At 72.2% G+C, this 26,021-nt stretch carries 22 protein-coding genes; 12 read left to right on the forward strand and 10 right to left on the reverse strand.

The window, feature by feature from the left end:
• Positions 1-8: 8 nt before the first annotated feature.
• Both J2S43_RS40740 and J2S43_RS40745 read left to right on the forward strand, forming a co-directional pair.
• Positions 9-1,181 (forward strand): acyl-CoA dehydrogenase family protein, encoded by a 1,173-nt coding sequence (locus J2S43_RS40740; RefSeq protein WP_306838639.1) that lies wholly within the window; start codon positions 9-11, stop codon positions 1,179-1,181.
• Positions 1,182-1,263: 82 nt separating this feature from the next.
• A complete protein-coding gene (locus J2S43_RS40745; RefSeq protein WP_306838641.1) occupies positions 1,264-2,217 on the forward strand; it encodes a protein kinase family protein in 954 nt (317 codons plus the stop codon).
• Positions 2,218-2,455: 238 nt separating this feature from the next.
• On the opposite strand, the gene J2S43_RS40750 is transcribed toward J2S43_RS40745, so the two are convergent.
• A complete protein-coding gene (locus J2S43_RS40750) occupies positions 2,456-4,591 on the reverse strand; it encodes a DEAD/DEAH box helicase (RefSeq protein WP_306838643.1) in 2,136 nt (711 codons plus the stop codon).
• A 42-nt stretch (positions 4,592-4,633) separates the two neighbouring features.
• Between J2S43_RS40750 and J2S43_RS40755 the strand changes: the two genes are divergently transcribed.
• Complete coding sequence (locus tag J2S43_RS40755) at positions 4,634-5,533, forward strand: SMP-30/gluconolactonase/LRE family protein (RefSeq protein WP_306838645.1); 900 nt, start codon at positions 4,634-4,636, stop codon at positions 5,531-5,533.
• Here the strand turns inward: J2S43_RS40755 and J2S43_RS40760 are convergent.
• Positions 5,511-6,503 (reverse strand): GlxA family transcriptional regulator, encoded by a 993-nt coding sequence (locus J2S43_RS40760; protein WP_306838647.1) that lies wholly within the window; start codon positions 6,501-6,503, stop codon positions 5,511-5,513. The two genes, J2S43_RS40755 and J2S43_RS40760, sit on opposite strands and share 23 nt — an antisense overlap.
• Positions 6,504-6,575: 72 nt before the next feature.
• Between J2S43_RS40760 and J2S43_RS40765 the strand changes: the two genes are divergently transcribed.
• Both J2S43_RS40765 and J2S43_RS40770 read left to right on the forward strand, forming a co-directional pair.
• The gene (locus J2S43_RS40765; RefSeq protein WP_306838649.1) at positions 6,576-7,880 is read left to right on the forward strand and encodes an MFS transporter; all 1,305 of its coding nucleotides are present in this window, start codon (positions 6,576-6,578) and stop codon (positions 7,878-7,880) included.
• Between the two features lie 44 nt (positions 7,881-7,924).
• Positions 7,925-8,314: a cupin domain-containing protein gene (locus J2S43_RS40770; RefSeq protein WP_306838651.1), complete on the forward strand. Its 390-nt coding sequence runs from the start codon at positions 7,925-7,927 to the stop codon at positions 8,312-8,314.
• A gap of 3 nt (positions 8,315-8,317) precedes the next feature.
• Here J2S43_RS40770 and J2S43_RS40775 read toward each other — a convergent pair whose 3' ends face one another.
• Both J2S43_RS40775 and J2S43_RS40780 read right to left on the reverse strand, forming a co-directional pair.
• Positions 8,318-8,857 carry a hypothetical protein gene (locus J2S43_RS40775; protein ID WP_306838653.1) on the reverse strand — a complete coding sequence of 180 codons (540 nt, stop codon included), beginning with the start codon at positions 8,855-8,857 and terminating at the stop codon, positions 8,318-8,320.
• 183 nt (positions 8,858-9,040) lie between these two features.
• Complete coding sequence (locus J2S43_RS40780; RefSeq protein ID WP_306838655.1) at positions 9,041-9,751, reverse strand: hypothetical protein; 711 nt, start codon at positions 9,749-9,751, stop codon at positions 9,041-9,043.
• Between the two features lie 266 nt (positions 9,752-10,017).
• Here J2S43_RS40780 and J2S43_RS40785 point away from each other — a divergent pair, with 266 nt between their 5' ends.
• Positions 10,018-10,314, forward strand: coding sequence for a hypothetical protein (locus tag J2S43_RS40785; RefSeq protein ID WP_306838656.1), 297 nt, complete (start codon positions 10,018-10,020; stop codon positions 10,312-10,314).
• A gap of 102 nt (positions 10,315-10,416) precedes the next feature.
• Here the strand turns inward: J2S43_RS40785 and J2S43_RS40790 are convergent, their stop codons facing one another.
• The 3 genes from J2S43_RS40790 to J2S43_RS40800 all read right to left on the reverse strand — a co-directional run bounded on the left by J2S43_RS40790 (position 10,417) and on the right by J2S43_RS40800 (position 13,777).
• Positions 10,417-11,259, reverse strand: coding sequence for a glycosyltransferase family 2 protein (locus J2S43_RS40790; protein WP_306838658.1), 843 nt, complete (start codon positions 11,257-11,259; stop codon positions 10,417-10,419).
• A gap of 341 nt (positions 11,260-11,600) precedes the next feature.
• Positions 11,601-12,758 (reverse strand): glycoside hydrolase family 12 protein, encoded by a 1,158-nt coding sequence (locus J2S43_RS40795; protein ID WP_306838661.1) that lies wholly within the window; start codon positions 12,756-12,758, stop codon positions 11,601-11,603.
• Between the two features lie 257 nt (positions 12,759-13,015).
• Positions 13,016-13,777 (reverse strand): IclR family transcriptional regulator, encoded by a 762-nt coding sequence (locus J2S43_RS40800; RefSeq protein ID WP_306838662.1) that lies wholly within the window; start codon positions 13,775-13,777, stop codon positions 13,016-13,018.
• Positions 13,778-13,852: 75 nt separating this feature from the next.
• Between J2S43_RS40800 and eda the strand changes: the two genes are divergently transcribed.
• From eda to mptB, 6 genes are all read left to right on the forward strand, one after another.
• A complete protein-coding gene (gene eda / locus J2S43_RS40805) occupies positions 13,853-14,491 on the forward strand; it encodes a bifunctional 4-hydroxy-2-oxoglutarate aldolase/2-dehydro-3-deoxy-phosphogluconate aldolase (RefSeq protein ID WP_306838664.1) in 639 nt (212 codons plus the stop codon).
• Positions 14,485-15,573 (forward strand): sugar kinase, encoded by a 1,089-nt coding sequence (locus J2S43_RS40810; protein ID WP_306838666.1) that lies wholly within the window; start codon positions 14,485-14,487, stop codon positions 15,571-15,573. Before eda ends, J2S43_RS40810 begins: the two co-directional genes overlap by 7 nt.
• 157 nt (positions 15,574-15,730) lie before the next feature.
• Positions 15,731-16,852 carry an FAD-dependent monooxygenase gene (locus J2S43_RS40815; RefSeq protein WP_306838668.1) on the forward strand — a complete coding sequence of 374 codons (1,122 nt, stop codon included), beginning with the start codon at positions 15,731-15,733 and terminating at the stop codon, positions 16,850-16,852.
• Positions 16,853-16,994: 142 nt separating this feature from the next.
• A complete protein-coding gene (gene ctaD / locus J2S43_RS40820) occupies positions 16,995-18,758 on the forward strand; it encodes an aa3-type cytochrome oxidase subunit I (RefSeq protein ID WP_306838669.1) in 1,764 nt (587 codons plus the stop codon).
• A 138-nt stretch (positions 18,759-18,896) separates the two neighbouring features.
• Positions 18,897-20,189, forward strand: a complete 1,293-nt coding sequence (locus tag J2S43_RS40825) for an aspartate aminotransferase family protein (RefSeq protein WP_306838671.1) — start codon at positions 18,897-18,899, stop codon at positions 20,187-20,189.
• 127 nt (positions 20,190-20,316) lie between these two features.
• Positions 20,317-21,858: a polyprenol phosphomannose-dependent alpha 1,6 mannosyltransferase MptB gene (gene mptB, locus J2S43_RS40830; RefSeq protein WP_306838672.1), complete on the forward strand. Its 1,542-nt coding sequence runs from the start codon at positions 20,317-20,319 to the stop codon at positions 21,856-21,858.
• Between the two features lie 1,034 nt (positions 21,859-22,892).
• On the opposite strand, the gene J2S43_RS40835 is transcribed toward mptB, so the two are convergent.
• The 3 genes from J2S43_RS40835 to J2S43_RS40845 are packed head-to-tail and all read right to left on the reverse strand — an operon-like array spanning position 22,893 to position 26,006.
• Positions 22,893-24,116: an MFS transporter gene (locus tag J2S43_RS40835; RefSeq protein ID WP_306838673.1), complete on the reverse strand. Its 1,224-nt coding sequence runs from the start codon at positions 24,114-24,116 to the stop codon at positions 22,893-22,895.
• Positions 24,117-24,135: 19 nt separating this feature from the next.
• Positions 24,136-24,711 carry a nicotinamidase gene (locus J2S43_RS40840; protein WP_306838674.1) on the reverse strand — a complete coding sequence of 192 codons (576 nt, stop codon included), beginning with the start codon at positions 24,709-24,711 and terminating at the stop codon, positions 24,136-24,138.
• Positions 24,712-24,722: 11 nt separating this feature from the next.
• Positions 24,723-26,006 (reverse strand): nicotinate phosphoribosyltransferase, encoded by a 1,284-nt coding sequence (locus J2S43_RS40845; RefSeq protein WP_306838675.1) that lies wholly within the window; start codon positions 26,004-26,006, stop codon positions 24,723-24,725.
• Between the last annotated feature and the right edge of the window lie 15 nt (positions 26,007-26,021).

Below are 26,021 nucleotides of genomic sequence, written 5' to 3' on the forward strand. Positions count from 1 at the left end.
TTGGCGCGGTGAAAGCTGGACGCGCGCCGACCCCCGAGCAACGGGAGACCGAGCACCGCCGCTGGGTGACCCGCGCCGAGCGAGTCGCCGAACTGGTCGACGGCCACACCCGCCGCACCGACGGCCGCGACCCGGCGCCGCCGGTCGCCGAGGCCGAGCTGCTCCGCCAGCACGGGCTGCTCACGCTGCTCACCCCGGCCGCGCACGGCGGTGCCGGGCTGACCTGGCGCACCGCGCTCGCGGCGGTCCGAGTGCTGGCCCGCGCGGACGGCCGGATCGGCTACCTGCTCGGCGACCACTACGTCAGCAACGCCTCGATCTGGCTGGCCGGCGGACCGCGCGTGCAGTCGTTGCTCGGGCGCCCGTCCGCGGAGCGCCAGTGGCTGTGGAGCGACGTGGTCGTGCCCGGCGCCGCGCCGCTCGACCTCACCGCGGACGGCGACGGATACCGGCTCTCCGGCACCCGGCTCGCCCCGATCGGCGTCGCCACCGCGGACATGACCGTGGTCGCGGCGGCCGACACCGGCAGCGCGGAGCCGCTGCTGGTCGGCGTGCCCCGGGAGAGCAAGGGCGTCACGTTCACGCCCGAGCCGGAGAGCGGTGTGCCGCGCCCGGACGGTATCAACGTGCGGTACGACCGGGTCTGGATCCCGTCCGAGCACGTGGTCTGCTCGCTCGACCCGGACACCGCCACCCCGCGCGCCTCGCTGCTCGGCCTCGCGGTCCAGGCCGTCTCCGGCCACCTCTGCCTCGGCATCGCGGAGGGTGCGATGCGGTACTGCCGCGGTGGCGGGCCCGGCGCCACCCCGCCCGGCGCCCGCGCGCTCGCCGGCTACGGCACCTGGCTGGCCGCGCTGGACGCGGCCGGTGAGCTGGCGAACCGGGTGGCGGAGCGGCTCAGCGACGCGGCCGCGCGGCCCACGCTCACCTGGCCGGAACGGGCCGAGCTGGCCGCGCGCGTGTCCCGGCTGCCGATCCTCGCGGCCGACCTGGCCACCGAGGTCACGTTCGGCCTGTACGAGACGACCAGCGACTGGCCGGCCTCGGCCCAACAGGGCTTCGACCGGTTCTGGCGGGACGCGCGGGCGTACACCGCGGGCATGCCGCTGGACAAGCGCCGTCGCGAGGTGGCGCAGCACTTCTTCACCGGCGCGGAACCGGCCCGCACCGACCTGGCCTGAAGAACTCACCAATGGGTACGAACGGGAGGTACCCGGCCCGGTCCCCCCATCGTGGACCGGGCCACCGCTAGGGTCGGCTGCCATGGAAGCCGAGATCGGCCCGGCCATGCCACGCCTGCGCGACGTGCCGCTCCCGCCGGAGACCGACCTGATCGCGCTCGCCGAGGCGGCGCTGACCGGGGGCGGCGACGCGGCGCTGACCGGGGGCGGCGAGGCGGTCCAGGCCGGTCGTGCGGCCCCGATGCAGCGCGGTCCTGCCGCCGTGGGCGGTGCCTGGCGGGCCGGTGCCAAGATCCGGCTCGGTGACGCCGCGTTCCTGTTGCAGGACCCGGTCATCGGCGTGGCCGGGCCGGGCCACGAGCTGCGCCGCGCCCGCGCGCGGCAGCTCACCCCGGTCGGCCGCGACGTGTGGCTGGTGCAGGCGCACGCGTTCCGCCCCGCGCCGGCCGCCCACCGTGCGCTCGACGACGTGACCGCGCAGGGGCTGCTGCTGTCCCGGCTGCACGTGCTCCCGGCCCTGCCGCGCCTGATCGACACCGTGCCGGGCCCGGGCAGCGTGACGCTCGTGCTGGCGCTGCCGGACGCCCGGCCGTTGCCGGAGGTGCTGGGCGGCACGCCGTACCCGCGGCATGTCCTGGATCTGCTCTGGCGTGGCCTGCCCGCGCTCTGCGCGGTGCTGGACGCGTTGCACGACCGGGGTTTCGCGCATCGCGCCCTGTGCGCGGACGCGCTGCTGTGCACGGTGGACGGCCGGATCGTGCCGCGCGACCTCGGCCGGGCCGCGTTCTCGGCGGTGCCCGGCGACGGGCCCGGCCCGGCCGCGGACGTGCGCGACCTGGCCGCGCTGATCTACGAGGCGGTCACCGGCCTGCGCCCGGGCGCGCCGCCGATCCCGCCCGGCCTGCTCCGGCCGGACGCGGCCGACCTCGACGACATCCTGCTCCCGGCGCTCGACCCGGACCCGGCCACCCGCCCGCCGCTGGCCCGCATGTCCCGCCGCCTGCGCACGCTCGCGATCCGCGGAATCCCTGCCTGAACCGTGATCGAGGGCGGCGTCTGGGCCTCGCCGCAGCCCGGTTGTCCACCTCGATACACGGCCGGACAACATGGGGACGCCCCGATCATGAATTTGGGGGTGGTCACCCGCGAACGTGTAGGAAGCCCGGCTGCCGCCCCGACCCCCGCACCTCGACCGGAGTGAACACTCTGCCCATGCGGTGACCGGTGCCCGCGGGAGCGTGCGGTCCGCACCACGCCGGAAGCGGGAAGATGACTCAGACCGCGAGGCGGCGTTGTTCTTCGGCGATCACGGACTTGGCCAGGTCGACGTCGACCGCGTCGGGGGAGGAGCGGGCCACCTCGCTGTGCCGGGCGTACTCGTCGAAGAGGTGGCGCTTCTGCTGGAGGATCTCCAGGATGCGCTGGTCCGGGCCGTTCTCGGTGAGCAGCCGGTGCACCTGGACCGAGCGGACCTGGCCCATCCGGTGCGCGCGGGCCACGGCCTGGTCCTCGATGGTCGGCTTGATCTGCGGCTCACAGAGGATCACCACGGACGCGGCCTGGATGTTCAGGCCGGTGCCGCCGGCCTGGATCTGGCTGATCAGCACCGAGTGGCCGGGAACCGCGCTGAACGCGTCCACCAGCTTCTGCCGCTCCTCGACCGGGGTCGAGCCGGTCAGCGGCCCGAACGCGCCCGGCCCGAGCAGCTCGATCACCTCGGTCAGCACGGAGCGGAAGTTGGAGAAGATCACGACCTTGCGGCCGTTCTCCCGCGCCTCGATGACCAGCTCCCTGAGCCGCTGCATCTTGCCGGAGCCACCCGGGTCGGCGGTGAACGCGACCTGCCGCATCGCCATGAAGTTCCCGGCCGCGACCGCCTCCCGGTACGCGGAGAACTCGGCCCGATTGAACTCCGACCACTCCTCGGCCCGCACCAGCTCGGGTAGTTCCTTGAGCACGTCCTCCTGGTTGCGCCGCAGGTAGACCGGCGCGACCGCCCGCCGGAACGCCACCGGCCCGGCCGCGGTCTCGGCCAGGTCCAGCCCGTCCGACACGCGCGGCTGCAGGTAGCCGATCAGGTTGCGGAACTCGTCCAGCTTGTTCTCCATCGGCGTGCCGGACAGGAAGATCACCCGCGGCACCCGATCGGTCCACTCACGCACGGCCCTGGACCGGCGCGTGTCCGGGTTCTTCACGTAGTGCGCCTCGTCGACCACCATCAGCCCGACCCGGGTCTGCTCCGGAACCTCCAGCGTGTGCAGCGAGTCGACGGTGGAGACCGCGACGCCGCCGTCCTCCATCCAGGTGCGCAGGTTCGCGCCGCGCTGGCCGCCGTGCAGCAGACATGCGGTGAGCTTGCTGCGGTCGGCGACCTCGCGCGTCCAGTTGACCATCACGCTGGCCGGGCAGACCACCAGGAAGTGCGTCTCGCCGCGGGCCCGCAGGTGCGCCATCGCGGCGATCGACTGGACGGTCTTGCCGAGGCCCATCTCGTCGCCGATGATCACCCGGCCCTGGGCCAGCGCGAACCGCGCGCCGAACGACTGGTAGCCGCGCAGCGTCACGGTCCGGAACGTGTCGTCCAGCTCCTGGCGGCGCACCCGGCCGGTGATGTCGGTCGGCAGGAAGCCCTGCGACGAGTCCACGTCCGGCTGCTCGGCACCGAGGTCACCGAAGGCCGTGTAGTACTCCGCGGACCGCTTCTCGAAGTCCTTCCAGACCGTGCGCGGCGTCGCCGGGCGCTCGCGGATCGCCCGCTCGGCCTTGGCCAGCTTCGCGGGCAGCTTCTCCCGCTCCGCGTCCTCGACCAGCCGTCGCAGCTGGTCGACCGCGGCCCCGGCGCGCTCCTTGCGGGCCCGGCCGGCGAACAGCATCCGCAGCAGGCTGCCCGCGGCGGACGCGGAGCGCAGCGCGGACTCCAGCTCGTCGACCAGGCGCCGGGCCGGTCCGCGCGCCGGGCCGACCGCGGGCTCGGCGCGCAGCACCCGGTGCGTCGCGGTGAGCAGCGCGGTCGCGGCCCGATCCTTCGTGTCAAAGTTGACCCGGACGGCCAGCGACCGGGCGGCCGCCTCCGCCACCTGCTCGGCCACGGCCTTCAGCTGCCGCGCGCTGCCCGCGCTCAGGCCGGGGATCTGCGCCAGCTCGGCCTCGGACCGGGAGCGGACCGCACCGATCGTGGTCAGCCCGGCCTTCTCCAGCGGCCCGGTCCGGATCTTCGTGCCGCCCGCGTCACGCAGCGCCGAGACCGGCAGCGTCTCCAGGTGCCGCGCCAGCAGCTGGTCGCGTTCCCGCAGGTAGGCGTCGCGCGCCTCGCCCCGAATGTGCCGATCGCCGTCCGCGACCCGCTCGGCGGCGTCCCGCAGCCGGCGTCCCGCGGCCAGCACCTGCCGCGCTTCCGCCCGCTCCACCACGCGCTACAGGCTACGTCCCTCGCGCCGGTTTAGCCTGTCGGGATGACCGAGCTGGTGAGTGCGCGCTTCGAGGTCCTGGACGAGCGATTCGAGGGGATCCGCGGTGACCGGTGGATCGAGCGGCTGCACACCGGCTGCCGCTGGACGGAGGGACCGGCCTACTTCCCGGCCGGCCGCTACCTGGTCTTCAGCGACATCCCCAACGAACGGATCCTGCGGTACGACGAGACGACCGGCGTGGTGGGCGTGTTCCGCGAGCCGTCCGGGTACGCCAACGGTCACATCATGGACCGGGCCGGGCGCCTGGTCAGCTGCGAGCACGGCAACCGGCGCGTCACCCGGACCGAGCACGACGGCAGCCTCACCGTGATCGCGGACCGGTTCGGTGGTAGGCGCCTGAACAGCCCGAACGACCTGGTCGAGCACTCGGACGGCGCGATCTGGTTCACCGACCCGAGCTACGGCATCGACAGCGACTACGAGGGCCACAGGTCGCCCAGCGAGATCGGCGCCTGCAACGTCTACCGCGCGGACCCGGCCACCGGCGGGGTGCGCCTGGTCGCGGGCGACTTCGACCGGCCCAACGGCTTGGCGTTCTCCCTCGACGAGTCGTTGCTGTACGTCGTGGACACCGCGCGCCGGCACATCCGCCGCTTCCGGGTCACCGACGAGGGCACGCTGACCGGCGGCGTGGTCTTCGGCGTCTGCGACGCCGGCAGCTTCGACGGGCTGCGCCTGGACTCCGGCGGCCGGGTCTGGGCGGCCGCGAGCGACGGCGTGCACTGCTTCGACCCGGACGGCACGCTGATCGGCAAGCTGCACGTGCCGGAGGGCGTCTCCAACCTCACGTTCGGCGGCCCGAAGCGCAACCACCTCTACCTCACGGCGACCACCTCGCTCTACGCCATCCGCCTCACGGTCAGCGGCGCGCGGCCGCGCTGAACGTCCGGCGGTACGCGCTCGGCGCCACCCCGATCGCCGCGTGCAGATGCTGCCGCAGCGACGCGGCCGTGCCCAGCCCGCACCGCCGGGCGATCTGGTCCACGTTCAGCGACGTGCTCTCCAGCAGCTGACGGGCCAGGTCGAGACGCCGTTGCAGCAGCCAGCGGTTCGGGCTGACGCCGGTCTCCTCGCGGAAGCGGCGGGTGAACGTGCGCACGCTCATCCGCGCGTGCCCGGCCAGCTCCGGCAGGGACAGCGGCGAGTCCAGCCGTTCCAGCGCCCAGCTCCGGGTCGCGGCCGTGTCCGCGCCGGCCGGGGAGACCGGGACCGGCCGCTCGATGAACTGCGCCTGGCCGCCCTCCCGCCAGGACGGCACCACGCAGCGGCGGGCGGTCCGGTTCGCCACCTCGCTGCCGTGGTCGGTGCGGATGATGTGCAGGCACAGGTCGATCCCGGCGGCCACGCCGGCCGAGGTGAGCACGGGGCCGTCGTCGACGAAGAGCACGTCCGGGTTCAGCCGCACCCTCGGGTAGAGCCGCCGGAACGTGTCCACCCACCACCAGTGCGTGGTGGCCGGGCGGTCGTCGAGCAGGCCGGCCGCGGCCAGCACCATCGACGCGGTGCATATCGACACGATCCGAGCACCACGCGCGTGTGCGGCCCGCAGCGCGGCCGTGACCGCGGGATCCAGCGTGCCCTCCTCGACCGGCGGCCCGGAGTCGACGCCCGGCACCACGATCGTGTCCGCCGCGTCGAGCAGGGACAGGCCGGTGCCGTCCTCCGGCGCGATCAGGATGCCCGCGCCGGCCAGGATCGCCCGGCCGTCCGGCGTGCAGACCCGGGTGCGGTAGAGGCGGTGGCCGTCCGCGTCGCGCGCGGACCGGAACAGCTGCACGGCCGTGCCCAGGTCGAACGGCACGACGCCGGGCAGCGCGAGCACGGCAACCAGGTGCCGGGAGTCGGAGGGCATGGCCCAATTCTTGCGCACGATGGCCTGCGGGCCACTAGTGAGGATCAACGCGGAGCCCGAGACTCGGTACTCGTGCGCTCTCATCGGATTCACCCCGCCTGGTTCGTCGCGGTCGTCGCGTTCGTGGCGCTGGTCGGCGCGGCCGGCTTCCGCGCCACGCCCGGCGTGATGCTGCACCCGCTGCACGCCGAGTTCGGCTGGCCGCTCGCCGTGATCTCCGCGGCCGTCAGCGTCAACCTGCTGCTCTACGGCCTGACCGCGCCGTTCGCGGCCGCGCTGATGGACCGGTTCGGCATCCGCCGGGTCGCCGCGGTCGCGCTGCTGCTGGTCGCGACCGGCAGCGGTCTCACCGTGTTCATGACCGAAAGCTGGCAGCTGCTGCTCTGCTGGGGAGTGCTGGTCGGCCTCGGCACCGGCTCGATGGCGCTGTCGTTCGTGGCGACCGTGACCGGGCGCTGGTTCGTCGAGCGGCGCGGCCTGGTCACCGGCGTGCTGACCGCGGGCGGCGCGGCCGGGCAGCTGATCTTCCTGCCGGTCCTGGCCGTGCTGGTGCGCGACAGCGGCTGGCGGACCGCGTCGCTGACCGTCACCGTGGCCGCGCTGCTGGTCGTACCGCTGATCTGGTTCTTCCTCCGGGACCACCCGCGCGACCTGGGCACGACCGCCTACGGCGCTTCCACGGAAGATCAAGAGCAGAGACCCCAGGGCAACGCGGCGGTACGGGCGGTGCGCGCGCTCGGCGCCGCCTCGCGTACCCGCGCGTTCTGGTTGTTGGCCGGTGGTTTCGCGATCTGCGGCGCGACCACGAACGGGCTGGTCGGCACGCACTTCATCCCGGCCGCGCACGACCACGGCATGGCCGAGACCGCGGCCGCGGGCCTGCTCGCGCTGATCGGGGTGTTCGACATCGTCGGCACGATCGCGTCCGGCTGGCTGACCGACCGGTTCGACAGCCGGATCCTGCTCGGCGCCTACTACGCGCTGCGCGGCCTGTCGCTGCTGGTGCTGCCCACGCTGTTCGCGGCGGACAGCGGACCGAGCATGCTGGTCTTCATCCTCTTCTACGGCCTGGACTGGGTGGCGACGGTGCCGCCGACCGTGGCGCTGTGCCGCACCTACTTCGGCGCGGACGGCGCGGTCGTGTTCGGCTGGGTCTTCGCCTCGCACCAGGTCGGCGCCGCGATCGCGGCGACCGGGGCCGGTCTGGTCCGCGACCGGCTCGGCGAGTACGACCTGGCCTGGTACGTCGCGGGCGCGCTCGCGCTCGGCGCGGCCGTGCTCTCCCTGCTGCTGTTCCGCACCCGCCGCCACGACCGGGTCACGCCGCCGGTCGACGGGCTCGAGCGGCCGGGCCGATGGGCGCTGAAGACCACGTAGAAAGACCCGAGTGACGAGGCGGCGACGGGGGTAGAACTGACACCATGGAGCACTACACGATCGCCACCGTCGCGGAACAGTACTCGGATTTCCGTCGCGTCCTCTGGACCGGCAAGCACACCCAGGTCGTGATCATGACGATCCCGGCCGGCGGCGAGATCGGTGAGGAGGTCCACGAGGTGGACCAGATCCTCACCTTCGTCAGCGGTGTCGGCCAGGCCAAGGTCAGCGGCCAGACCCGCAAGGTCAGCCAGGGCGACATGGTCATCGTCCCGGCCGGCGCCAAGCACAACTTCACCAACGAGGGGCCGAACCCGCTCGTGCTCTACACGGTCTACGGCCCGCCGGAGCACGCGGACGGCGCGGTCCACGCCACCAAGGAGGAGGCGGACGCGCTGGAGGAGGCCGGCAAGGACGAGCCGCCGTCCAAGTGAGCTCTAGCTGACGATGTCGGTGTCGCCCGCGACCGCGCACTGCATGAGCGCGGCGTTGGCGGCGAGCTCGCGGGACGCCACGGAAGCCAGATCAAGCTCCCGTTCGGCACCGCCGACGTGCAGCGCGCCGTACATGGCGATCGCCACGTCGGCGGTGCCGCCCGCGTTCAGGTGGGTCAACAGCAGGTCGCTGACGTACTGATCGCTGACCGAGCCCGGGCCCGGGTGCCGGTAGGCGATGAGCCGCCGCCACAGGTTGCCGGTCTCGCCGACGAACGTGCGGTGCCCGCAGATCGAGTCCATCCAGGTGAAACGGTAGAGACCGGGCCGGTCCGGCAGCACCGGGAACGCGAGCCGTCCCAGGCCGTCCACCGTGATCTTCCCGGAGTGCCGCCAGTGCATGACGATGCGCAGATCCACGGTCCCGCCCTTGGGCATCGGCGTGTCGTATCCGCGGTAGCCGGCGCCGAGGTGCGGCCTCTCCACGGTGGCCGCGCCGGCTGCGAGCAGCTCGGCCAGCGGGTCGGTGTGGTTGCCGGGCATCGAAGCGCCCCCTTGTCTCCGGGCGCGGCCGGTGGGCCGCGGCGCCGGACAGGTCCTGCCGGTCGGTGGAGACGGCGCCCGATGGTGCCGGACGGCCGCGCAAGGCTGATTCTGCTCGCGTTCGCCGCGCCCGAACTCCGCTGAGCGGTTCGCATGCCCACCGGCTCGGTGAGCAACCATCGGCTATGCGGCCGACGGTTCCGACCTTCGGCCACCCTCGGTGTCGAACATTCGCCTTAACTCGATCCGGCCCCGAACGACTGCGGCACGCAGCCGTTCGGCCGACGTCTCCGGCGGGGCGGTGGCAGGAATCCGCAGTTCAACGCCGGTGAGGTCACGGCGGAGCCAGTCGCGGATCGACTCGTGATCACGGAGAGTGCCGTCGTGATCGGCAACGTTCCATGCATCGGACAGGTACGGCGTGTTGTCACGGCCGAGCGCGGCCCACAGCCCGGCCCGGCGGGTCAGGCAGGCCGGGCAGTGCCCGCAGTGGGCGGTGGCGGGGCACGGCGCCCGCGTGCAGCTGATCGTCCGGGTGAGCACCGGTGCCGGCAGCCCGGCCCGCAGCCCGCGCCGGAAGACCTCACCCGAGGTGACCAGCAGGTACGGATTGATCGCGCCGACCGGGGGCGGGTCCATGCCCGGCGGCAGGCCGAGCGCGCGCAGCACGTGCGCGGGGGCCGGGCCGGCGTCGTATGTGCCGTGACTCAGCCGGACCGGTCGCGTCGCTATCGACTCGACCGCGGCGAACAACTCCCGGATGCGCCGGGAATGACCGTCCGTGGTCTCTCCGGGCCCGATCAGAATCAGCGGGTACGGACTGGCGCGCGCCCGCTCGGCTGCGTGCACGACCGAGTCGGGGTCGCCGGTGAATGGCACGATCTCCTCGGCCACCAGCACCTCCCTCAGAGCCCGCACAGACGTGGGAGCCGGGCTGCGGCGTGGCCCGGGCTCCGCCTGGCCGCACGTCGCGATACAGGCTCTCGCCCGTCGCCGACCATAGTAAATACCCGTAGTCATTGGCTAGTGTCGCTCAGTCGCCGGAAGCTGAACAACATGGGAATTGCGTGAAACGCTTCTTCCAAGGCGTCCGAAACGGGACATGTGCGAATCGGCATTTTATGTTGTCAATGCCGCGTCCCGCACTCGAAAATGCTTCGGTGACGAGCCAGCCGCCGCCGACCGATCCACCCCCGCGCCCCTCGATCAACCAGGCCTCGCGCCGATACCGTGGCGCCCCCGGCCGCAACGTCACCCCGAGTCCGCGCCCGTCACCGGTGTCCGCCGGGCCGATGCCGGCCGCACCGCTCGCCGCCACGCCGTCGGAGCCCTGCCCCGATCGCCGCCTCCACGACCGCCGCCTGCTGTTCCTGCACCGCCTGCGATACGCCGCGGTCACGCTCGCCCTGATGGTCGCCACCGGCGCCACGGTCGCGCTGATCTGCACACACGGCTGACCGCCGCTCGCTCAGCGGATCCAGCGTGAGCGCGGCGGTCCAGCTGAACGCCGGTGCGCCGGGCTCTTACGCGCGGCCGGGCTCTTACGCGCGGCCGGGCTCTTACGCGCGGCCGGGATCGGCCGCGGCGAGCATGCGGACCGCGGCTTCGACGTGCGCCGGGAGCGGCCGGCGGTGCCGGAGCACCCACGGCAGCAACCGCACCGCGTCGGCCAGCCCGGCACGGGCGGCACCGCCGGCGCGCCAGGCCGACCGGGCCGCCGAGGCCGCGACCGGCAGCGGGCGGCGCAGCCACGAGGTGAGCAGATCGTTGCGGGCCTGCCGGCGCCGGCGGCTCTCGACGTCACGTCCCGCCGGGAGCGGCAGGTGCCGGACCGTCAGCGCCGGTACGTACGCCAGCCCCCACCCCGCCGCCGCGAGGTCCATGGCGAGGAGCGCCTCCTCGCCGTACACGTGCAGCGTGGGGTTGAATCCACCGGCCGCGAGGAACGCGTCCCTGCGCACCACGGCCGCGCACGCGAGAAAGCCGAGCACCTCCGGCCCGGGCAGATCCGTGGGCGTGCCGAGCGGCGCCGCCTCCATCGCCGCGGAGATCGGATCGCCGCGTCCGTCCGCCCCGACCAGCACCTGCCCGGTCAGCAGGGCCGCACGCGGATGCGTGTCCAGCAGCGCGGCCGCCTTACCCAGCGACCCCGACTCCCAGTACGAGTCGTCGTCCGCGAACGCCACATAGGGCGTCTCCGCCAGCTCCACACCGGCATTGCGCCCGGCCGCACCCAGATTCGTGGCCGACCGCACCACGTGCACATGCGGCAGCGCCTCCGAGACCGCGTCCGCCGTCCCGTCCTCCGACCCGTTGTCCACCAGGATCACCGGCGCCTCATGCCTCGGCAGATAGCGCAGCAGCTGCTCACGCCGATTCCGGCTGGCCACGACAACGGTCACGTCACCCACCGAACCGACCTACCCGAAATTTGCCCGCATATGCAGGACGACCCACACCGGACAACGCACCGCGCCCCGGCGTCAGCAGACGGGAGGCACGGCCATACTCTCGGCCCGGCAGCGCATCGCGCCCCGGCGTCAGCAGACGGGAGGCACGGCCATACTCCCGGCCCGGCAGCGCATCGCGCCCCGGCGTCAGCAGACGAAAGCAACCAACCACGGCCCGCAACCCGGCCACGCAAAGCGCCCACCAGACCGTGGGGAGTCCGGGGGTCGCCCCCGGAGCTAGCGGAGAGGGGCCGGTGCGGGCCGGCCCCTCCCCTGTGGGAACTGCGCGGGGGTTAGGCGACCGCGCAGGCTGTGCCGTTCAAAGTGAACGCGCCCGGTTCCGTGAACGCGCTCGTCGAGCTGGCCTGGAACCCGAACGTCGCGGAGCCACCGGCGGCGATCACGCCGTTCCAGGCGATGTTCTTCGCAGAGACAGTCTGCCCGTTCTGCGTAACGGTGGCATTCCAAGAATTTCCGATCTGCTGCCCGGACGGAAGCGTGAATCCGAGGTCCCAGCCGTTGATCGCGGCGGTGCCGGTGTTCCGCACGGTCACGTTCGCGGTGAAGCCGCTGTTCCAGGCGTTCGTCTCATAGGCGATCGTGCATCCCCCGGCCGGACCGGGCGGCGGCGAGGTCGTGCTGGGCGGCGTCGGGGACGAACTGGTGGGCGGCACCGTTGTCGGATTCGTGCCCGGACCGTTGACCGAGGCCGAGAACGAGTTGACCGCCAGGCCCGCGCCGCCGATCCACGGCTCGAAGCCGGCCTGGATGCTGGTCAGGTACCACGAGTTGGTGATCGCGCCCCGGTTGCGGATGTCGTTGATGAAGTCCAGCACGCTGAAGTCCCAGGACGTGATCGCGGACGGCGCCAGGTACGAGATGACGTTGTTCGACCCGTTGCTGCCCTGCCAGACCTCCCAGGTCCGGCCGCCGACCGTGGCGCTGCCGACCGGCGAGCCGATCGGCTGGATGTTCCCCTGCCGGTTGAACCAGATCATGATCTCCATCTGGTTGACGCCGTCTCGTTTCGGCGACGGGTCGAGCCAGATGTCGTACGACGCGTTGTAGGTGGCGCCGTTGACGAACGTGTAGTCGATCGAGCTACGCGCGTTGTTGATCGCGCTCACCTGGATCGGCAGGTTCGTGCCCGGCGAGCAGTTCGTGTAGTGGCAGCCGAGGAAGACCGACGGGTACGACACCGGCGCGCCGCTGGTGTTGCCGACGCCCTGCTGCCGCGTGATCGAGAAGCCGTTGTCGGTCACGTTGATGCACTGCTCCGCCGAGGTGCCCCAGCGGTTGTTCTGCACGACATACCGGTTCTGGATCGTGGTGGAGCCGTACTGCGCGCAGATCTCGGTGGCCGCGTTGGCGGCACTGTTGATCACGAACGCGGTGGCGGTGCCCGCCAGTAGCAGCGCGGCCGCCGCGATGGCGCGGATCGGTCGTTTCATGGGTAGAGTCCTCACGAAGGTGTCCGTGGAGCCGGATGGTGGGGTCCGTTCGCACCCCGGGGTTCGAACGCCCGTCGATGTGACGAGCCGTTGAAACGGTGCAGCGCCTGTTGAACCGGCGCAGGCTGGGCGACCAGCACCGGGAGCGCTCCCAGGGGCCCTCACAGATTTACACGCCCGAAAACCCCAGGCAACCCACAGGCGCCTTTTCTTCTTCTTAAGTCCAGTTCCCCGCGCGGGCTTGACGCCGCGCGGGGCTACGAGAGCAGCGCCCGCGCCGCCCGCACTCCCGCGAGCCCGCGCCGTAGCGCATCCAGCACGCGCTCCTCGGTGGTCCCGTTCACCCGCGCTGCCGGGATAGAGATGCTGATCGCGTCCGTGGCCGGCGCCCGCAGCGGCACCGTCATCGCGAAGCAGACGATCCCGTCCGTGTTCTCCTGCCGGTCCACCGACCATCCCCGCGCCGCGATCGCGCTCAGTTCCGTGCGCAGCGCGCCCGGGTCCGTGATCGTGTGCGCGGTCAGTGCCGGCAGCGGCCGGGGGAGCAGCGCGTCGACCTCGCCGGCCGGCAGTCCGGCGAGCAGTGCCTTGCCGAGCGCGGTCGCGTGCGCGGGCAGGTGCCGGCCGATCGCGCTGTAGAGCCGCAGCGGGTGGATCGACTCGCGCTTGGCCATGTAGACCACGTTCGGACCGTCCAGCCGGCCGAGGTGCACGGTCTCGCCCAGTTCCTCGGACAGCCGGTCCAGCACGGTGGCGAGCAGGCCGACCGCGTCGTCCGCCTCGATGTAGGCGGCACCGACCTGCAGCGCGCGCATGCCGAGGCCGAATCGGGTGCCGGTCGGGTCGGTCGTCACCCAGCCGCGCCGCGCCATGGTGCGCAGGATGCCGTGCAGCGAGCTCTTCGGGATGTCCAGGTCGCGGGCCAGCTCGACCAATGAGCGGCCGGGGTGGGCGGCGAGCCGCTCCAGGATCTCCAGCGTCCGGTCCGCGGACTTCACCGGCTGCCACTCGTCTGTCACGGCGCTTCCCTCCTGCACAGGCCCATTGTCGCCAGCCTTGACACAGGGCGCGGTCCGAGGGCTATGGTCACATACGTGACTGACGTTCGCCATCTTGAACAGACGATCGAGGCCGGGCGCATCCTGCCGGTGGTCGTGCTCCACGACGCCTCCGCGGCCGACGGGCTCGCCGACGCGCTGCTCGCGGGCGGCCTGCGCAGCGTCGAGGTGACGTTCCGCACCGACGCCGCCGCCGACGCGATCCGGGCCATGGCCCGCCGCGAGGAGCTGCTGGTCGGCGCCGGGACGGTGACCCGCGTCGAACAGGTCGACCAGGCCGTGGAGGCCGGCGCGAAGTTCGTGGTCAGCCCGGGTTTTTCTTCGCGAGTGGTTGAGCGCTGCAAGACCCTCGGCGTCCCGATCTTCCCGGGCATCGCCACCGGCACCGAGATCCAGATGGCGCTGGACGCGGGCCTGACCACGGTCAAGTTCTTCCCGGCCGAGCAGCTCGGCGGCGCGCCGATGATCAAGGCGCTCTCCGCGCCGTTCGCCAATGTTCGGTTCATCCCGACCGGCGGCGTGACCACGAAGAACCTCGCCGACTACCTGGGCCTGAAGTCCGTGCTCGCGGTCGGCGGCACCTGGATGGTCGCCCCCGACCTGCTCGCCGCCCAGGACTGGGCCGAGGTCGCCGCCCGCACCGCCGCCGCGCTCAAGGAGGCCGCCGCATGCTGACGATCAGGGAGAACGCCGCGTTCGACGCGGTCAGCCTCGGCGAGATCATGCTCCGTCTCGACCCGGGCGAGGGCCGGATCAAGACGGCGCGCTCGTTCCGGGCCTGGGAGGGCGGCGGGGAGTACAACGTGGCCCGTGGCCTGCGCCGCGCGTTCGGCAAGCGCACCGCCGTGGTCACCGCGTTCGCGGACAACGAGGTCGGCCGGCTGCTGGAGGACCTGGTGCTGCAGGGCGGCGTGGACACGTCGTTCGTGCACTGGGCGAAGTACGACGGCATCGGCCGGACCGTGCGGAACGGCCTCAACTTCACCGAGCGTGGCTTCGGCGTTCGCGGGGCGGTCGGCGTCTCCGACCGTGGCCTGACCGCCGCGTCCCAGCTCAAGGCGTCCGACGTGGACTGGGAGCACCTGTTCGGCACGCTCGGCGTCCGGTGGCTGCACACCGGCGGCATCTACGCCGCGCTGTCCGAGACCACGCCGGACGTGATCGAGGCCGCGATGGAGGCCGCGCACCGGCACGGCACGATCGTCTCCTACGACCTGAACTACCGGCCCAGCCTCTGGCAGGCGATCGGCGGGAAGGACCGCGCGCAGGAGGTCAACCGCCACCTCGCACGGTACGTCGACGTGATGATCGGCAACGAGGAGGACTTCACCGCGAGTCTCGGCTTCGAGGTGCACGGCGTCTCGGAGAACCTGGACAACCTGGAGACCGCCGCGTTCCGCTCCATGATCGAGGCGGCCGTGAAGGACTACCCGAACTTCCAGGTCGTCGCGACGACGCTGCGCACCGTGAAGACCGCCACGGTCAACGACTGGGGTGCGATTGCCTGGCAGGACGGCACGTTCGCCGAGGCCACGCACCGTCCCGGACTGGAGATCATGGACCGGGTCGGCGGCGGCGACAGCTTCGCGTCCGGCCTGATCTACGGGCTGCTCGAGGGCTTCGGCATCGAAAAGGCCGTGGAGTACGGCGCCGCGCACGGCGCGCTGGCCATGACCACGCCCGGTGACACGTCGACGGCCTCGCTGCGTGAGGTCGAGGCGCTGGTCGGGGGCAGGGGCGCGCGGGTCCAGCGATAGAACTTCCACGTCTGGTGGCCGCGTGTTGAGCTGCGCAAATATGCGAACCCGTGGTCACCCGACGGCAGGACCGGTCATGGGCCTCTACCATGGTGCCGTTCGCGGCGAGTAATCTCTTGGCTTCAACGCGTGCCCACCCCTCGGAGGCGTCGCTCACATGGCCGGTACCACCCTGCGGATCCTGATCGTCGGCGCCGGCATCGCCGGCCTCGGGGTCGCCCGGGCCCTGCGTTTGGCCGGTCTCCGGCCCGACGTCGTCGATCGCGAGCCGCCCTCGGCCGGCCCCGGCGCCGCGATATTCCTCCCCGGTAACGCCACCCGCGCGCTCGCCGGGCTCGGACTCACCGGCCCGCTGCGTCCGCTCGGCGCGGTCATCCACCGTCAGTCCATCCGCGACTCCGCCGGTGAGCCGCTCTGCGAGCTGGACCTCGGCGCACTCTGGGACGGCGTCGGCGAGTCCCGCGCGCTGCCCCGCGCCGACCTCCAGCGGGTGCTCGTCACCGCGGTCGGCGGAGTCGTTCGTCACAACACCGCGGTCACCGGCCTGGAACTCGACGAGGGCGGCCCGGTCAAGGTGGACTTCGCGGACGGCACCCGCACGGAGTACGACCTGGTCATCGGTGCGGACGGCCGCCGCTCCACGATTCGCGCGCTGGCCGGCCTCGGCGGCACGGCCCGTCGCACCGGCCAGTTCGTCTACCGCAGCGTCGTGCACGGCGGCCCGCCGCTCGCGGACTGGACCGGCCTGCTCGGAGCGCACTCCAGCTTCGTGGTGATGCCGATGGGCGACCGCCGGCTGTACTGCTACGCACACGAGACGGTCCCGGAGCACGCGACGCTGCCGGACGACGGGCTCGGCCGGGTCCGCGAGGTCTTCGGCGGGTACGGCGGGCCCGTCCCCGCCGTGCTCGACGCTCTGGAGAAGGTGCAGCTCGCCGCGCCCGAGGAGGTCGAGGTCGCCGGCTGGTCCCGCGGCCGCGTGCTGCTGGTCGGCGACGCCGCGCACTCCACCTCGCCCACGCTCTCGCAGGGTGCCGCGATGGCGCTCGAAGACGCGATAGTGCTGGCCGAGGTGCTGCGCACGCACGCCGGCGATCTGCCCGCCGCGCTCGCCTCCTACGAGAAGCGCCGCCGCCCGCGCACCCGCTGGGTTCTGGACCGCACCCGCGATCGGGACCGCACCGGCGACGTCGCGCCCGACACGCGCGACCCGTTGCTGCGTAAGCGAGGCGACCGCATCTTCCGCGATTACTACGCACCCCTGCGCGATCCAGCGTAGAGGAAGCACACGCCGTCAACGGCGCGTTTGGTCACCCCGTGCCTACAGGGGCATCCGGAAGGATTATTCTGCCCGAGAGGTACGTCTGCAGATCAACTGTGCGTCGTGCCCACGTGGTGAGCTCGAAGACCGGAGGCTGCTCGTGACCACCGTCGCACCGAAGCCGATCGTCACCCGGCCCTGGCCGGTGCATAAACCCGTCAAGGGATCGGCGCTGGCGCGCATCCTGCGCACGACGGACGCGAAGCAGATCGGGATCATGTACTTGATCACGTCCTTCGTGTTCTTCCTGCTCGGCGGTCTGATGGCGCTGCTGATCCGCGCCGAGCTCGCCGCGCCGGGGCTGCAGTTCCTGTCGCCTGAGCAGTACAACCAGATGTTCACGATGCACGGCACGATCATGCTGCTGTTCTTCGCGACGCCGATCGTGTTCGCGTTCGGCAACTACATCGTGCCGATCCAGATCGGCGCGCCGGACGTGTCGTTCCCGCGGCTCAACGCGTTCGCGTACTGGCTGTACCTATTCGGCGGCACGATCACCATGGGCGGTTTCCTCACGCCCGGTGGCGCCGCCGACTTCGGCTGGTTCGCCTACACGCCGCTGTCCGACGGCATCCACAGCCCGGGCGTCGGCGCGAACATGTGGGTCGTCGGTCTCGCGCTGTCCGGCCTCGGCACCATCCTCGGCGCGGTCAACCTGATCACGACGATCCTGACGCTGCGCGCGCCCGGCATGACCATGTTCCGGATGCCGATCTTCACGTGGAACATGCTGGTCACCAGCCTGCTCGTGGTGATGGTCTTCCCGTTCCTGGCCGCCGCGCTCTTCGCGCTGGCCGCGGACCGCATCCTCGGCGCCCAGGTCTTCAACCCGGAGACCGGCGGGCCGATGCTCTGGCAGCACCTCTTCTGGTTCTTCGGACACCCCGAGGTGTACATCATCGCGCTGCCGTTCTTCGGCATCATCTCGGAGATCATCCCGGTCTTCAGCCGCAAGCCGATCTTCGGCTACAAGGGCCTCGTCGCGGCCACGCTGCTGATCGCCGCGCTGTCGATGTCCGTGTGGGCGCACCACATGTTCGCCACCGGCCAGGTCCTGCTGCCGTTCTTCAGCTTCCTGAGCTTCCTGATCGCGGTCCCGACCGGCATGAAGTTCTTCAACTGGATCGGCACGATGTGGCGCGGCCAGATCAGCTTCGAGACCCCGATGCTGTTCGCGATCGGCTTCCTCACGACGTTCCTCTTCGGCGGCCTGTCCGGCGTGCTGCTCGCCAGCCCGCCGATCGACTTCCACGTCTCCGACTCGTACTTCGTGATCGCCCACTTCCACTACGTGCTCTTCGGCACCATCGTGTTCGCCGTCTACGGCGGCATCTACTTCTGGTTCCCGAAGATGTTCGGCCGGATGCTGGACGAGCGCCTCGGCAAGCTGCACTTCTGGCTGACGTTCATCGGCTTCCACACCACGTTCCTGGTGCAGCACTGGCTCGGCAACGAGGGCATGCCGCGCCGCTACGCCGACTACCAGGTCAACGACGGCTGGACCGAGCTCAACATGATCTCGACGGTCGGCGCGTTCATCACCGGCCTCTCCACGCTGCCGTTCCTCTACAACTGCTGGAAGTCCTACAAGGCCGGCAAGCTGGTCACGGTGGACGACCCGTGGGGTCACGGCAACAGCCTCGAGTGGGCCACGTCCAGCCCGCCGCCGCTGCGCAACTTCGACCGCATGCCGCGCATCCGCTCCGAGCGGCCGGCCTTCGACGCGAAGTTCCCGGAGCTGGCCGCCGGGCACCAGTCCGTGGCCGGCCCGCCCGAGGGCGGCGCCAAGCCGCTCAGCGCCGAGTCCGACGGCGGCGCGACGTACCAGGAGAACAAGGACCACACGCTCGACAGCGACAAGTAACTCTCCCGCTGCTTCCCGGCCCCCACGCGCGTACCCCGCGGGTGGGGGCTTTTGCCTTTCCCGCTTTCCGGCGTGGCCGCTGCGCGGTCAGGGTTTTCGTCTGCTTGTGGCACCGGTCGTGTCGATCAAGAATGAGGGATGACGACCTTCTGGGCTGACGCGGACCGGCTGCTGATCCGCTACGGCGCGACGTTCACGCCGCGGATCATCGAGCGTGCCGAGGGCGCCTACGTCTATGACAGCGAGGGCCGCGCGATCCTCGACTTCACGTCCGGGCAGATGAGCGCGATCCTCGGCCACGCGCACCCGGACGTGGTGGCCACGGTCGCCTCCTCGGTCGCGTCGCTGGACCACCTCTACAGCGGCATGCTCAGCCGCCCGGTGGTCGACCTAGCGGCCCGCCTGGTCGGCACGCTCCCGGCCGGGCTGGACCGGATGCTGCTGCTCAGCACGGGCGCGGAGGCGAACGAGGCCGCGCTCAAGATGGCCAAGCTCGCCACCGGCCGGTACGAGATCGTCTCCTTCGACCGGTCCTGGCACGGCATGACGCACGGTGCCGCGTCCGCGACGTTCTCCGCCGGCCGGCGGGGCTACGGGCCGGCCGCGCCGGGCAACCTGGTGCTGCCGACGCCGAACGCCTACCGGTCGCCGTTTCGGAACCCGGACGGCACGTACGACTGGGCGGCCGAGCTCGACTACGGATTCGCGCTCGTCGACCAGCAGTCCGCCGGCAGTCTCGCGGCCTGCCTGGTCGAGCCGATCCTGTCGTCCGGCGGGATCATCGAGCTGCCGGCCGGTTACCTGCGCCGGCTCCGCGAGCTGTGCGACGAGCGCGGCATGCTGCTGATCCTGGACGAGGCGCAGACCGGGATCGGGCGAACCGGCACGATGTACGCGTTCGAGCGCGACGGCGTCGTCCCGGACGTGCTGACGCTCTCCAAGACGCTCGGCGCCGGACTGCCGGTGGCCGCGGTGGTCGCGAGCGCCGCGGTAGAGACGGCCTGCCACGAGCGCGGCTTCCTCTTCTACACCACGCACGTCTCCGACCCGCTCGCCGCCGCGGTCGCGCTGACCGTGCTCGACGTGGTCGAGCGGGACGGCCTGGTCGCGCGCGCGGCCGCGCTCGGCGGGCAGCTGACCGCGCGGCTGCTGGCGTTGCGCGACGCCTGCGAGGTGGTCGGCGACGTGCGCGGCCGAGGGCTGTTGCAGGGCATCGAGCTGGTCCGGGACAAGCAGAGCAGGGAGCCGGCCGAGGCGCTGGGCGCGGCCGTCACGTCCGCCTGCCTGGAGCGGGGACTGCACATGAACATCGTCCAGCTGCCCGGGATGGGCGGAATCTTCCGGATCGCGCCGCCGCTGACCATCACCGACGGCGAGCTGCACGCCGGGCTGGACATCCTGGAGGACGCGATTCGCGCCTGCACTGCGTGACCGGCTATGACTTTCGGCCGATGTGATCGGCCCGCTTCCCCTCCTCCGGACAGAGGTTTCCCGACGCGGAATAGGGCAACCTTGGATCTAGGACTACACTGCGTGTATACACGGAGGGTGTAACGCTATGAGCAGGCAGAACGCGATTCAGCAGATGTCGCTGCCCGGTGCGCCGCCGCGGGTAACGCAGACCGTGCCAGCCTCGATCGGCCTGCTGGCGGTGACCGGGTCGGCGGCCACCGCGACGCTCGCCGTCGTCACGGCCGGTGTCTACCGGCCGTCCGCGATCACGATAGCGGTCGGCCTGGTCGCCATGGGGGCGGTGGTCGGCGCCTGGTTCCTCGCCGGGCGCCGCGCGGCCCACCTGACGCCGCGCACGCTCTACGCGGTGGCTGCCGCCTGGGCCGCGCCGCTGCTGCTCGCGCGCCCGCTGTTCAGCGGCGACGTGTGGAGTTACCTGGCGCAGGGTGCGACCGCCGCGCTCGGCCTCGACCCGTACCGGTCGGGGCCGGCCTCCGCGCTCGGCGCCGACTCGGTCTTCACCGCGCAGGTGAGCCACTACTGGGCGGACACGCCCGCGCCCTACGGCCCGGCCTGGATGCTGCTGTCGCGCGGCGTGGCGCTGCTGACCGGCGAGAACCTGGGCGCGGGCGTCCTGGCGTACCGGTTGGTCGCGCTGGCGGGCGTGGTGCTGATCGCGTGGGCGCTGCCGCGGCTCGCGGTGCGCGCCGGCGGGTCCCCGGGCGTCGCGGTCTGGCTCGGCCTGCTCAATCCGCTGGTGCTGTGGCACCTGGTCGCGGGCGTGCACAACGACGCGCTGATGCTCGGCCTGATGCTGACCGGCCTGGAGCTGGCGCTCGCCGCCGTCGACCGGATCCACGCGGGCGGCGAGTCGGATCGCCTGGTCGCGCACCTGCGGCTGGCGGCCGGCGCGGTGCTGCTGACGCTCGCGGCGGACATCAAGTTCGTGGCCGGCGCCGCGTTCTGCGTCGTGCTGGTCGCGATCGCGCACCGTCTCGACCGGCCCGCCCCGCTGATGACCGGCGTGGTGACCGGCGCGGTCCTCGGCACCGGCGCGCTCTCCATGATCGCCGGCTTCGGCTGGATCACGGGCCCGCTGGGCTCGCTCTCCGTCTACAGCTGGATGGCGCCGACCACCGCCACCGGCCTGCTCATCGGCGCGGTCGCCGGCACCGGTGTCACCCCTGTCGCGGTGACCGTGGCGAACGCGATCGGTCTCGTCGTCTGCGTCCCGGTGGTGATCGGCCTGCTGGTCGCCATGTTCCGCCGCCGCCTGGAGCCGATCCGCGGCCTCGGCCTGATCTTCACGGCCGCGCTGCTCTGCGGCGCCGTCGTCCAGCCGTGGTACGTGTTGTGGGCCGTCCTTCCGCTCGCCGTCGCGGCCCGCACCCGCCGCAGCCGTCTCCGGGTGGCCGGGGTCAGCGCGCTGATCGCGGTGGCCCTGCCGCCGCTCACCGGCGGCGTGACCGCGATGATCGGCGGCTACGCCATCGCGGCCGTCGTGCTCGGCACCGCCGCCCTGCTGATACGCCGCCGCCTCGCGCGCCCGGCCGCCGTCACCCCGGTGCCGATCCCGGCGACGACCACGGTGCCGCGCCAGCCGGCCGTGCGCGAGCGCGAGCGCGTCGCCGCACAGCCGCGCACCTGACGGCGGCCCACTGCCAGCCTTCTGCCGGCCCGACTGGCAGCCGGGCTCATGTCCTGCCGGGTGCCGGTTCTCCGCCCGGCTGGCTGCCGGGTTTTTGCCATCAAGCCCTTCTTCCCGCTCCCGGCGTTGGCGCGTTCCGAGTGCTCCTGCGGGCACCGGTCCAATGCCACCTGGGTTAAGTTGATCAGGGGCGTCGACCTACGCTTTCGTAAGCACCTCGCCGGGATCCGCGCGACGCCGCCGGTCCACCTCTGCGCCTGGCTGGAGAGCTGGCGGGACTGGCCGCTGGTGCTGCGCGGTCGCCCATCCCTCGGACGGATTCCGTTGCCCGTCCCTTCGGGCCGGGAGCGCGGGCCCACCCAAGCCCGCGCGCGGCAACCAGGCGCCCCGCGCGCGGCAACCAGGCGCCCCGCGCGCGGCAACCAGGCGCCCCGCGCGCGAAATATCGCGACATCCGACCCTCCGGCGCGGACTACCCGCCCGCGAGGTGTCGCCGCCGCGACCTGAGTGATCAATCAGTGGAGCAAAAGATAGATCAAAAATCGAAGTTGATCGCTCTTTTGCTCCACTGATTGATCACTCAGGCGTCAGGCCCAAGGTCATCAGGGAATTCGTGGCGTCGCCAGGCAGGCGCTCGGCCGCCCTATTAGGAGATTTCGGGCATCAGGCGCCGGGGGCGCATCGGAGGGGGTACGGCTATGCCCGCCGCCGGCGGTGTTGCGGCGCCGGCGGCCGTGCGCGATGCGCACCGACAGCACAGGTGACCTCGGAACCTGGATCGAACCGACAGTATTCCTGCTGGCCAGAGGAGTGCGGCCGACCGCACTACTTCAAGATCGAAACAGGCTGAGTGGCATTGCGGCACCGGCCGGCCGCGGGCGGCGGCCTCCCTGCTGGTTCCGCCGTGGCCAGGCAAACCGTGATCAGGGCGTCCTCCATGTCGTTCTGACGACATGGAGGACGCCCTGATCTGGGGGCGAGAGCTGGACCGGTGCGCGCTCTGCTTACCCGAGAGCAGGCGGCCGGTGCGGTGGTTACGCCTTGGTGGGGAGTGGGGCCGGGGCGATCTCGGTGTGCCCGTGCGGCAGGGGTGCGCGGGTGCGGCGCACGACCGGGAGCGCGGCCAGCGCGATCAGCAGGCCGGCGAGGCCGACCGCGGCGAAGCCCCAGCCGCCGCCGAAGGAGTCGATGACCGCGCCGGTCAGCGGCGCGCCGATCGCCATGCCGACGGTCAGCGACGATCCGTGCAGGCCGAGCGCCTCGCCGCGGGCCGAGGCCGGGGCGAGCGCGCTGACCTGCTCCGTGGTGGCGGTGAGCGTGGGCGCGCAGAGCGCGCCGGCCGGGATCAGTGCGAGCGCCAGCAGCCACCAGTCGCCGCCGGCCAGGCCGACCGGGATGGTGAGCAGCGCGAGCCCGGCGAGCAGGGCGATCGCGCCGGCCGGGCGGGGCAGCGTGCCGTAGACGAAGCCGCCGGCCAGCGACGCCGCGGCCCAGACCCCGAGCACCAGTCCGGTCCAGTGAGCCTCGCCGCCGTCGCGGAGCACCGCCACGACCGCCAGGTCCGTGCCGGCCAGCACCAGCGTGGAGGCGGCCGCGATCGCGTACGCCATCAGCAGCGGCGGACGCAGCCAGGCGCGCCGCGCGACGGGCGGTGAGGCATCCGCGGGCGTCTCGTGCGCGGCGCGGACCGGCGGGTTCAGCAGCACCAGCAGCACGGCGGAAACGGCCAGCCCGCCGCCGATCGCGATCATGGCCGCGGTCGCCGAGACCGTGGTGGCCAGCAGCACCGCTCCGGCCGGGCCGGTCATGGAGGACAGCTCGATCGTCATCGCGTCCAGCGAGAACGCCTGCCGCCGGTGCTCCTCCGGCACCATCGCGGTCAGCGCCTGCCGGACGATCGAGAACGCGGGCAGCATCAGCAGGCCGCCCAGGGCCGCGGTGGCGAGCAGCCAGCCGAACGGCAGCCGCGGTGACAGCAGCCAGAACGCGCTGCCGGCCACGCCGGTGAGCACGATGACCGGGCGCATGCCGACGCGATCGGCCCAGCGGCCGAGCCACGGCGCGCCGATCGCGCTGCCCACGGTCATCGCGGTGCCGACCAGGCCTGCCGCGGCGTAGCCCCGGCCCTGCTCGTCGACGACGTGCAGGGTCAGCGCCATCGAGGTCGCGGTGATCGGGATCCGGGCGAGGAAACCGATCAGCAGCAGCGCGGCCACGCCGCGCAGTCGCAACACACTGCCGTACGCCCGAAGACCCATGCGGCCATGCTCGCGTCTGTTACGCCGGAAGTACCACTGGTTTACCGTTCATCGTGACGGACGCCTCGGCGAGCTGAGCCAGCGCGCTCTCCGTGGTCGCGGGTGCTACGCCCGCGGTCAGGCCGAGCAGCACGGTGGTGTCGAAACCGGCCGCGGAGGCGTCCAGCGCGGTGGCCCGCACGCAGTGGTCGGTGGCGATGCCGACCACGTCGACCGCGGTCACGTCCCGCTCGCGGAGCCACTCGGCGAGCCGCGCGCCGTCGGGCGTGGCGCCCTCGAAGCCGGAGTACGCCGCGGCGTGCCGGCCCTTGTGGAAGACCGCCTCGATGCGCGAGGTGTCCAGCGCCGGGTGGAACTCGGAACCGTCCGTGCCGGCCACGCAGTGGGCCGGCCACGAGTCGACGAAGTCCGGGTTCGCGGAGAAGTGCGCGCCCGGGTCGATGTGGTAGTCCTTGGTCGCCACCACGTGGTCCCAGCCGCCGCCGGTCAGCGCCTCGGATATGGCCGCGGCCACCCCGGCGCCGCCGTTCACGGCGAGCGAGCCACCCTCGCAGAAGTCGTTCTGCACGTCGACGATGATCAGAGCACGAGTCACGGCGGTGCCTTTCAGCTTGCGGAGACCATGACGACCGGGATCGCGGGATCGCCGGCCGAGAGCTTGAGGCCCTCCCACGGGATGGAGATCAGGCACTGGCGGAGATGCTCGCGCGCGTCGGCCAGCGTCGGCGCCGCCAGGAACTCGCCGTTCGCCACGTAGGAGTGCTGCAGCAGGCGGTCGTTGGGCAGGTGGTCCGGCACGCCCTGGGAGACCACGATCTCCTCGGTCGCGGTGCCGGTCGGCTTGTGCCGGCGCACCGCGGTCTTGCGGCCGCCGACCGTGCGCTTGTTCTCCGAGCGCTTCACGACCGGGCGGCCCTCGACCTCGACCAGCTTGTAGACCAGCCCGGCGGTGGGCGCGCCGGAGCCGGTGACGACGGAGGTGCCGGCGCCGTAGATGTCGACCGGCTCGGCCGCGAGCGCGGCGATCGCGTACTCGTCCAGGTCGCCGGAGACGACGATCTTGGTCTCCGTGGCGCCGAGCGAGTCGAGCAGCTCGCGGGACTGCTGGGCGAGCACGGACAGGTCGCCGGAGTCGATCCGGATCGCGCGCAGCTCGGTGCCGGCCGCCGCGATCGCGTTGCGGATGCCCTGACTGATGTCGTACGTGTCGACGAGCAGCGTGGTGCCGGTGCCGAGCGCCTTGACCTGCGACGCGAACGCGGCCGGCTCGTCGTCGTGCAGCAGCGTGAACGCGTGCGCGGAGGTGCCCGCGGTCGGCACGCCGTAGCGCAGCCCGGCCGCGAGGTTGGAGGTGGCGGTGAAGCCGGCCAGGTATGCCGCGCGGGCCGCCGCGGTGGCCGCCTCCTCGTGGGTGCGCCGCGAGCCCATCTCGATCACGCTCCGGCCGCGGGCCGCCGTGACCATGCGGGTGGCCGCGGCCGCGATCGCGCAGTCGTGGTTGAGCACGGAGAGGATCAGCGTCTCCAGCACCACGCACTCGGCGAACGTGCCGGCCACGGTCAGGATCGGCGAGCCGGGGAAGAAGAGCTCTCCCTCCGCGTACCCGTCGATGTCGCCCTTGAACTCGTAGGCCGCGAGCCAGGAGGCGGTCGGCTCGTCGACCACGTTCGTGCGGCGCAGGAACTCGATCTCGGCCGGATCGAAGCGGAAGTCCTTGATCATCTCGATCAGGCGGGTGGTGCCGGCGACCACGCCGTAGCGGCGGCCGGTCGGTAACCGCCTCGCGAAGACCTCGAACACGCACTGACGGTCGGCGGTGCCGTCGCTCAGGGCCGCGCTGATCATCGTCAGCTCGTAGTGGTCGGTCAGCAGCGAGGTGGTAGCAGTCACGTGGTCCAGCGTATG

Source organism: Catenuloplanes nepalensis, from assembly GCF_030811575.1.
Taxonomy (GTDB): domain Bacteria; phylum Actinomycetota; class Actinomycetes; order Mycobacteriales; family Micromonosporaceae; genus Catenuloplanes; species Catenuloplanes nepalensis.